Annotated in this window: 6 protein-coding genes; 3 read left to right on the plus strand and 3 right to left on the minus strand. The window is 63.4% G+C overall.

Features of this window, described 5'->3' with window-relative positions:
• Positions 1 to 44: 44 nt before the first annotated feature.
• Genes CXQ88_RS18970 through CXQ88_RS18980 form a run of 3 tightly spaced genes read right to left on the minus strand, consistent with a single transcriptional unit; the run spans position 45 to position 4,706 of the window.
• Positions 45 to 2,132: a DUF6807 family protein gene (locus CXQ88_RS18970; RefSeq protein WP_104045675.1), complete on the minus strand. Its 2,088-nt coding sequence runs from the start codon at positions 2,130 to 2,132 to the stop codon at positions 45 to 47.
• Positions 2,129 to 3,355, minus strand: a complete 1,227-nt coding sequence (locus tag CXQ88_RS18975; RefSeq protein WP_258062006.1) for an acetylxylan esterase — start codon at positions 3,353 to 3,355, stop codon at positions 2,129 to 2,131. The genes CXQ88_RS18970 and CXQ88_RS18975 overlap by 4 nt, the downstream gene beginning before the upstream one ends.
• A 52-nt stretch (positions 3,356 to 3,407) precedes the next feature.
• The gene (locus CXQ88_RS18980) at positions 3,408 to 4,706 is read right to left on the minus strand and encodes an ABC transporter substrate-binding protein (protein ID WP_258062007.1); all 1,299 of its coding nucleotides are present in this window, start codon (positions 4,704 to 4,706) and stop codon (positions 3,408 to 3,410) included.
• 356 nt (positions 4,707 to 5,062) lie between these two features.
• On the opposite strand from CXQ88_RS18980, the gene CXQ88_RS18985 reads away from it, so the two are divergent.
• The 3 genes from CXQ88_RS18985 to CXQ88_RS18995 all read left to right on the plus strand — a co-directional run bounded on the left by CXQ88_RS18985 (position 5,063) and on the right by CXQ88_RS18995 (position 8,551).
• Positions 5,063 to 6,007 carry a carbohydrate ABC transporter permease gene (locus tag CXQ88_RS18985; RefSeq protein WP_104045677.1) on the plus strand — a complete coding sequence of 315 codons (945 nt, stop codon included), beginning with the start codon at positions 5,063 to 5,065 and terminating at the stop codon, positions 6,005 to 6,007.
• The gene (locus tag CXQ88_RS18990; RefSeq protein ID WP_104045678.1) at positions 5,997 to 6,944 is read left to right on the plus strand and encodes a carbohydrate ABC transporter permease; all 948 of its coding nucleotides are present in this window, start codon (positions 5,997 to 5,999) and stop codon (positions 6,942 to 6,944) included. Before CXQ88_RS18985 ends, CXQ88_RS18990 begins: the two co-directional genes overlap by 11 nt.
• Positions 6,945 to 7,192: 248 nt before the next feature.
• Positions 7,193 to 8,551 (plus strand): ABC transporter substrate-binding protein, encoded by a 1,359-nt coding sequence (locus CXQ88_RS18995; RefSeq protein WP_104045679.1) that lies wholly within the window; start codon positions 7,193 to 7,195, stop codon positions 8,549 to 8,551.
• The last annotated feature ends 279 nt before the right edge of the window (positions 8,552 to 8,830 follow it).

The raw sequence follows: 8,830 nt of genomic DNA on the forward strand, positions 1-8,830 counted from the left end.
GCTCCCTCTGCCCGCAAGCGGTGTGGTGTCTGCTGTTGTCTGGCTCATGAACGGTTCCCCTGCCGGTTGATCAATGCTTCGATGTCTGTTGTGCCCAGGATGCCGTCGGCCACAAAAACGGTGATGCTGCGCTGCACGGGAGTACCCGGTTCAGCGATGACCGGGGTGTCCCAGGCCAATGACTGCCCAACTCCCGGGTAGCCGTCCACCCGAACGAACCAGGGGTCGGCGGACGCTTCCGCCGCTACAAAAACGAGGGTGGCCCTGCCGCCTGGAAACTCCCCGGCCCAGGCGAGCCAGGGCGCCACTGAGCCGTGCACCTCGGATTCGCCGGCGCCGGCGGGCGTCCACACGGCCGCACCGTCACAGGACGGCAGCCGCCAGAAGAAGCCGCCGTACCCGCCTTCGTGCCGGCCGTTGGAACCGGGGCTGCCCAGGCTTACGGGCTGGTCGCCGGCGGGGGAGAGAGCGAAGTCCAGGGACAGCCGCCACGCGGACGAGCTGACGCCGGACCACGTCCAGGTCCGGTCCTCAACCAGGACCGGAGCGCCGTCGGGCCCGTTCCAGCTCAGGGTTTCCTGCAGCCGGCCGTCCTGGCCGCCCGACCGGGCAGCCAATTCTTCGGCAGGCGTTTCGGTGCTAGTGATGCTGCCGTGGTCCGGGCGCCAGACGTACTGCCCGGCTTCGCGGGTGTAGGTGCGGCCGCCCCAGAAGTTGATGCCGTCCACGTCCTGCAGCGCGACACCGGCACCAAGGTGCCACACGTGGTCCAGTGGCTGGTGGTCCGTGACAAAGGCGCCGCTGAGGGTCCGGACAGGGTGCAGGTAGGGCCGCGGCGACGAAACATCCCGGATCCGGCGGCCGTCCTGGTAATCGGCAACAGCTTTGCCGTCCACGGTCAACGTGCGGACCGGAGGGAGTTCCCGCGCCCAGGGCACTCCCAACTCAACAAAGGTGGCCTGCGCCTTGGTGGCGCGTTCAATCATGGGCCCGATGCCGTGAACTACCGGATGGGCGTCGTCGCCCTCGCCTTCCCACGTGATGTGGTCCCCACGAATCTGCTGCGGTGCCGGTGCGGTGCGGATGGCCTCCAGCACCGTGATGAAGGCGCCGGTCTCCGCCAGCGAGCACAGCAGCGGGGCACCCGTGGACCGGGCGTCCAACAGATTCTCCAGCAGGTCGATCCGTCTGAACGTCTCCCGGCGCTCGCCGTCAGCGGTGCTGACAACCACCTCGTCCTCCGTGTAGAAGAGCGTGATCTCGCCGCGGGTACCGTGCAACGTGACGGAGGGATTCTGTTGTTCCTGCGCGCACAGAGTCAGCCCGCAGAGGAGCGTGGTGCCCCCGGCGGTGCGGACGCGGATGATGGAGGTGTCGTCACTCTGGGTCTCGTGGGCGCGGTACAGGTCCGTCTCCACCGACTGAACGTCTGCGAGCGTGTGTGCCCCCGCCATGTGAAGGGCGGTGGCAACGGCGTGGGCCAGGGCGTTTGTTGCAACGCCGTCCACCACGTCGATGCCGTCAAGGCTGCGCTTCCCTGCCCACCGGGATCGCTTGAAGTACGCCTTGCTGCGCACCCACTGTCCTTTGGCGCTCAGGCCGAGGACATCCCCGATGGAACCTGATTCCACCAGGCTCCTGATCGCAGGCAGGGCTTGGGAGCCAAGGCTCTGGAAGCCTACCTGGACCAGTCGCCCTGAACCTTCGGCCGCGGCCAGCACCTCCTGGAACTGGGCCAGGGACGCCACCGGCGGCTTCTCCACGTAAACGTCCTTGCCCGCTGCCAACGCGGCAAGGGCAAGGGGAGCATGCGTCTGGATGGGGGTGGCAAGGATTACGACGTCGACGCCCGGATCCGCGGCCAGCAACTGTGCCAAATCCTCGAAGACCGCAACCGACTCAGCGAGCCGTCCCTCGGCAGGAGGGTTGGGGTCCGCCACCGCGACCAGTTCCAGGGCGCCGGCTTCCTCGAGCCGTGCCAGGTTGGCAAGGTGGCGTTCGCCGAATCCGTGGACGCCTACCAGGGCTATCCGCGGGACGGCTGCCGGGTCAGTGGCTCCCGGGTCAGTGGCTGTCGTTGTGCGGCCGGCCGGGCGGGTGCTGTTCTCCGCGGTGGCGGATTGCTGAGTCATAACGAAGTTCCTCGAGGGCTGAAAGTGGCTTGGAAGTCGGGATTGCCGGTGGCTGCCGGGCTGGGTGGAGCCGCTTGCTTGCCGTGCAGCGTGCCGGACAGGAAGTTGAGCGCTTCCTCCTGCATTTGGGTCGTGAAAACGTGGCCGCCCGGCCAGAAGCTGCCTGTGTAGCTCCCGGAGCGGTGCATCGAATCCAGGGTGCGGTGGGCTTCCCGCATGCCGTCTTGGGGAAAAAGTTCATCGGTCAGGGCGTACTGCACCAGCAGGTGGCGGGCCCCTGATCTTGCCGGGAGCTCCGGCCAGTCACCCAGGCGCCACAGCCCGGGCGTCTGGAGCAGCCATGAATGGGCGTCCAGGTGGGCGGGAAGCAGCGACTGGAAAGTGGTCATCATGCACGTCACCACGTAGCTGCGGATCCGTGGACTCAGGGCGGCAAGGGCCAGGGAGCGGCCGCCGCCACCGGAGAAACCGATGCACCCCAGCCGGCCCTGGTCCACGTCCGGCAGCCCGGCGAGCACTTCCAGGGCAGCCAGGTCGTCGTAGGCCACCATGCCCGCCAAGCTGGTGCCCAGCAGGCCGGCGGTCTTGGCCACGGTTTCCTCATGGAATGCGGCGGCGGCGTTGTATTCATCAGCATCGGAAGGTGCGACGCCGTCCTCCCGCCACTGCGCCTGCCTCGCCTCCAGCGCCGCCTCGGTCCGCCACGGCGGGACGGAGAGGTCGAAGCGGCGGCTGCCCCAGGCGAAGGTGTCGTGGGCGAGGACCGCAAAACCCCGCCGGGCCACCTCGGTGGCGAGGGCACGGCCGTCATAGTGGCCTGCCCGCGCGGTTTCCGCGGAAGGATGGGACTCCGGAAGCTCCACCAGCCGGTCCGCGCCGCCGAACTTGTTGCCCCCGTGGCAGTGCAGGACAAGGACACCGGGCAGGGGACCGGAAACATCGGCCGGCCTGATCAGCCAGCCAGTAGTGCGGGGTCCGAAGCCCAGCTGCCAGCTGAGCTGGGAGGTGGTGACGCCGTCGTACGTTTCCTGCCAGTGGACCGTTACCTCTGGTCGCTGCTGCACACCCGGTACCCCAAGCGCGTCCGCAAGTTCCTGCGCCGCCGGGGTGGCTGCCTGGTACCGGGGGTGTTGCTGAACGTAGGCAGGCCAGTCTTCATAGCCGGCGATCGCGCTGGGCCGGGGCGGCCGGGCGTCATTGGTCAATTCGACATTGCGGCTCACTGGCCTGCCTCCTTTGCGGTTTGATGTGGTGCGAAATTGGCCGTGCGTGGGGTTAGCCCAAGTTCGAGTTGACCTCTTGAATCATGGCCTTGGCAGCGTCCCGCGGTGAGGTCTTTCCGAACAGTACATCCGAGTTGAGCCGGTTCAGGACCTCCATGGTGGCCGATGAACCGGCAGGGAACGGCAGCGGCGGTTCGATCTTCAATTCCGCGATGCGGTCCAGGTATTCCGCTTCCTTCTGCTGGGACTCCTTGAGGAGCGGCGTGATCGCGGCCTTGAGCTCGGTGTTGGCAGGCATGCCGCGGTCGCTCTTGATCTTGGTGGCTGCGTCCACGTTGTTCACCAGGTAGTTGATGAACAATGCTGTTTCCTTGGGGTGGGCCGACTTGGATGAGATGGCGTATTCCATGGAGGACCGCAGCCAGGTGCCCGGCTCCTTGCTCTCGTTGGGCAGCTTCATCATGACCAGCGGTGAACCCGAGTAGGAGTTCATCTGGTTGCTCCACGAGATCTTCATGCCCTGCTTGCCCTGGCCCATCAGTGTCAGTTCGGGCTGCGCCGAGTTGTCCTCAACAGTCTGGGACGCGGACGGTGCCCCGCCGGTTTCCATCAGCTTCTTGTTCATCTCGAACCACTCGGTGGCGGTGTCCTCGCTGATACCGAGCTTCTTGCCGTCATCGGTGTAGAGGTCTTCACCGTGCTGGCGTGCCCACACGGCAAGGAACGAGTCGTTGGTCATGGGGGTTGTGCCGAATGTTCCCTGCGGGGACTTCCTGGTGATCTCGGCGGCGATTTCCGTGTAGTCGTCCCAGGTCCACGTCTCATCATCCGGCAGCTCAACTCCGGCGGCCTCGAACACCTTTGGATCGATCACCATGGACATGGAGTTAACGCCGGCGGTGATGGTGTACTGCTTGCCGTCGATTTTGCCGAGGTCCACCGTGCCATCGGCAAACTTGGAGGTATCTATCTGGTCCTTGACCTTGTCCAGGTCCAGCAGCACACCCCGGCTCGCATATTCGCTGGGGTAGGCGCCGCTCATCGCAAAGACATCGGGGGTAGTGCCGCCGGCGATTTGGGTGGCCATCTTGTCCCAGTAGGAACTGAACTCGGTGTTTTCGCCCTGCACCTTGATGGTGGGGTTCGCGGCCTCGAAGTCCTTGATGACGTCAAGGGTGGTTTTGGCGCGGGAATCGTTGCCCCACCAGGCGAAGCGGATGGTTACTGGATCTTCAACGGTCCCCACCTTGCCGGCCTCCGGGCTGCTGCTGCCGCAGCCCGTCAAAACCAGTGCCAGCGCTGCCGATGCGCCGGCGACTGCCATCGATGACTTTTTGAGACTAAACCTCATTGTCCTGCCCCTCAGTAAGTGATTTACGGTGAAGTGACGCCTGTTACAGAAAGCGTTTTCTCAAAAACTAACAAAGGGCTATACAAGAGTCAAGAAACCGTTTACTTTGGTACGGGGCCGCTTTCGAATCCGGGCCACCCGCCAGGTGGCACATCGGATGATCGCCACTCTTGGTCCACTTCTGACGGAAGGACGGCTGGAGCGGCGCGCATCCCTAGATCGCCCCGGCGATACCAAAACGTGGAGGCCACGATGACCAAAGGAGACCACATGGCCGCTAAACACATGCCCAGGGCACCGCGCCCGGCTGGAAGGCCGGCAGCAGCGGGCCCGTTGCACGGAATGGGGTTGCCGCAGTGAGCGCCATCAGCGAACTCAGTTCGATTTCCCGGCGGAAAGGCAAAGCCACCGCCGAAGAGAAGAAGGCCAACAGCCGCGACAACAAGGCCGCCTATATTTTCCTGCTGCCCTGGCTGGTGGGCCTCATCGCCATCACCATCGGTCCCATGCTGATGTCCCTTTACCTGTCCTTCACGGACTACAACCTCCTCCAGCCCCCGGAATGGGTCGGTTTGGATAACTTCACCCGGATGCTCACCGACGCCCGGCTGCACAACTCGCTCGGCGTGACCTTCACCTACGTGTTCGTGGGTGTTCCGCTCCAGCTCGCCGTGGCGCTGCTGATCGCCCTGGTCCTGGACAAGGGCCTGCGCGGTCTGCCGTTCTACCGCTCGGTGTTCTACCTGCCGTCCCTCCTGGGCGGATCCGTAGCCGTTGCCATCCTGTGGAAGCAGATCTTTGGCACCACCGGCCTGGTCAACCAGGTCCTCGCGATGTTCGGCATCCAGGGACCGGGCTGGATCTCCGACCCCAGCACGGCCCTCGGCTCCATCATCCTGCTCCACGTCTGGACCTTCGGTGCCCCCATGATCATCTTCCTGGCCGGCCTGCGCCAGATCCCGATCATGTACTACGAGGCCGCGAAGGTTGACGGCGCCACCACCCTCCAGCAGTTCTGGCGGATCACCCTGCCGATGCTGAGCCCTATCATCTTCTTCAACCTGGTACTGCAGATCATCGGTTCGTTCCAGTCGTTCACCCAGGCGTTCATCGTCTCCGGGGGAAACGGCGGGCCCTCGGACTCTACTATGTTCTTCACCCTGTACCTCTACCAAAAGGGATTCGGCCAGTTCGACATGGGCTACGCGTCCGCCATGGCCTGGCTCCTGCTGGTCATCATCGGCATCTTCACCGCCATCAACTTCATCGCTTCTAAGTATTGGGTTTTCTATGACGACTAAGCTTGAGATGCTGCCCACCCCGGAGAAGAAGTCTGCCGGCACTGGCAAGCCAACGAACCGCCGCAAGCCCAAAGTCAGGGAGTCCCGGGGCACCCTGGCCTTCAGCAGGGCGCAGCGCAGCAAAGCGCTGATGAAACATGCAGTCCTGATCCTGGCCGGCGCACTGATGATCTACCCGCTGCTGTGGATGGTGGTTTCCTCGCTGCGGCCCAACGAGCTGATCTTCCGCGAGCCGGGCCTCTGGCTGAACAGCCTGGAAATGAGCAACTACACCTCCGGCTGGTCCGCCCTGACCCACCCCTTCGGCCACTACATGATCAACTCCGCGATCGTGGTGATCGGATCGATCCTGGGCAACCTGATTTCCTGCTCGATGGCTGCTTACGCCTTTGCTCGGCTGCAGTTCACTGCCAAGAAGCTGCTGTTCGGCATCATGCTGCTGACCATCATGCTTCCGTTCCATGTGGTGATCGTGCCGCAGTACATCCTGTTCTCGCAGATTGGCTGGGTGAACACCTTCTGGCCGCTGATCGTGCCGAAGCTGCTGGCAACTGAGGCGTTCTTCGTCTTCCTGATGGTCCAGTTCATCCGCGGCATCCCCAAGGACCTGGACGAGGCGGCCAGGATCGACGGCGCCGGGCACCCGCGCATCTTCCTGCGCGTCATCCTGCCGCTGATGGTCCCGGCCTTGGCCACCACCACCATCTTCACCTTCATCTGGACCTGGAACGACTTCTTCGGCGCCCTGATTTACCTCACGGATCCTGATATGTTCACGGTTCCCGTAGCGCTGAGGGCCTTCGTGGACTCCCAGTCGGCCACGAGCTGGGGATCGCTGTTCGCGATGTCCATCGTGTCCCTCCTGCCGGTATTCCTGGTCTTCCTCTTTGGCCAGCGGTTCCTCATCAAGGGCATCGCGACCACCGGCATCAAGTAGTCTCTGCCGCTCGCGATCGCTATTTGTGTTGCAGAGCGACGGCGTCATGTGAGACGGCCCGTCCGCTGGCGGGCCGTCTCTGCCGTAACGAAAGAATCATCAGAAACTTCTTGTAATACAAGTTGAGCACTTGTAGCATTAGATGAAGAAAGCGGTTTCCCGTTTTCCCCTCCTGCTCCTGGTTTCATTCCCCAACACCCCCGCACCTGATCAACCAGCACCATGATCAAAGAAGATCGGAGTATTCAGTGCCGCTTTTTTCCCGCCCTGCGTCTGCTGCCAAGCTATCGGCAGAGACACCCTCCACGGGCGCACGCCGTCCGTTGCGTAAGACCGGCCTCGTAGCAGCGGCCGCCGCCGTCGTAATGGCCCTTAGTGCCTGTGGCGGGGGAGCTGCCTCGGAAAGCGCTGACGGTCCCGTCGAACTGCGGTTCTCCTGGTGGGGCGGCGACAAGCGTGCCCAGCTGACCCAGGAAGCCATCAAGCAGTTCGAGGCTGAAAACCCCAACATCAAGATCAAGCCCGAGTTCGGCGACTGGAGCGGTTACTGGGACAAGCTGGCCACCCAGGTGGCCGCGAATGATGCACCGGACATCATTCAGATGGACGAGAAGTACATCACCGAGTACTCCAGCCGCGGCGCCCTTCTTGACCTCTCCAAGTACGAGATCGACACCTCCAAGCTCGACGAAGCGGCACTCAACGCCGGCAAGAGTGAGGACGGGCTGACCGGCATTGCGGCCGGCATCAATGCCGCCACCATCCTCGCAAACCCGAAGGTTTTTGAAGCTGCGGGTGTTCCGTTGCCCGATGACTCCAAGTGGACCTGGGACGACTTCGAACGGATCGCCTCCGAGATCACGGCGAAGTCCGCGAAGGGTACTTACGGCGCAGCCGCCTATGGCACGGATGAGGCATCGCTTGGCGTTTGGCTCCGTCAAAACGGCAAATCCCTGTACACCTCCGAGGGCAAGCTGGGCTTTGAGCCGAGCGACATCGCCGAATGGTGGGAATTCCTGAAGCAGCTCAGCCAGAACAAGGCGGTTCCCACGGCATCCGAGGTAGTGGAAGCCGAAGCGGCCCCGCTTGACCAGTCCGGGCTCGCCACCGGCAAGAACGGCATGGCGTTCTGGTGGTCCAACCAGGCTCCTGCTTTGGAAAAGGCATCCGGTGCTGACCTGAAGATCCTGCGGTTCCCCACCAAGACCGGATCCTCCGCTGATGCCGGACTTTGGTACAAGGCATCACAATTCTGGTCAGCCTCCTCACGCACCAAGCACCCTGAGGAAACCGCCAAGTTCATCAACTTCCTCACCAACAACGTAAAAGCCGGCGAAACCCTCCTTGCCGACCGGGGCGTTTACCCGAACTCGGACGTCCGGGCAGCGATCGAATCCAAGCTGACCCCTGCCGACGTCAAGGTGGTCAAGTTCATCGACCAGATCAAGGATGAGCTCGGCGAGGCTCCGGCCCCGCCGCCGAAGGGTGCCGGCGCAATCCAGGAAATCATCAAGCGCTACACCTCCGAGGTTCTCTTCGAGCGGCTTTCCACGGAGGAAGCCGGCAAGAAGGCGCATGCCGAGATGGCGTCCGCTATCAGCAGCTAGATTTCACGCCGCTAACAACACGGCTCTGGACGACGTGGGAGGACGCCTCCTCCACCCATAGCGTCCGACGGCGGGTGGCAGTCCCGTCCCGGTGGGAACCTTGGTTCCTCCCGGGACGGAGCTGTTTAAGGGCCCTGCCGTCGTATCCCTGCGTGGGTTGTCATTCCGGCTGTGTTCATTCCCGGGGCGGTGTTCGTTCGCGGGGTGGTGGGGGTGGTTTGAAGTAGTGGTTTTGTTGGGGTTTTTGGTGGGGGTCGAGGTGTTTTGGGGGTGTGTACC

The sequence above is a fragment of the Arthrobacter sp. ZGTC412 genome, from assembly GCF_002929215.1.
In the GTDB taxonomy this organism is placed as follows: domain Bacteria; phylum Actinomycetota; class Actinomycetes; order Actinomycetales; family Micrococcaceae; genus Arthrobacter.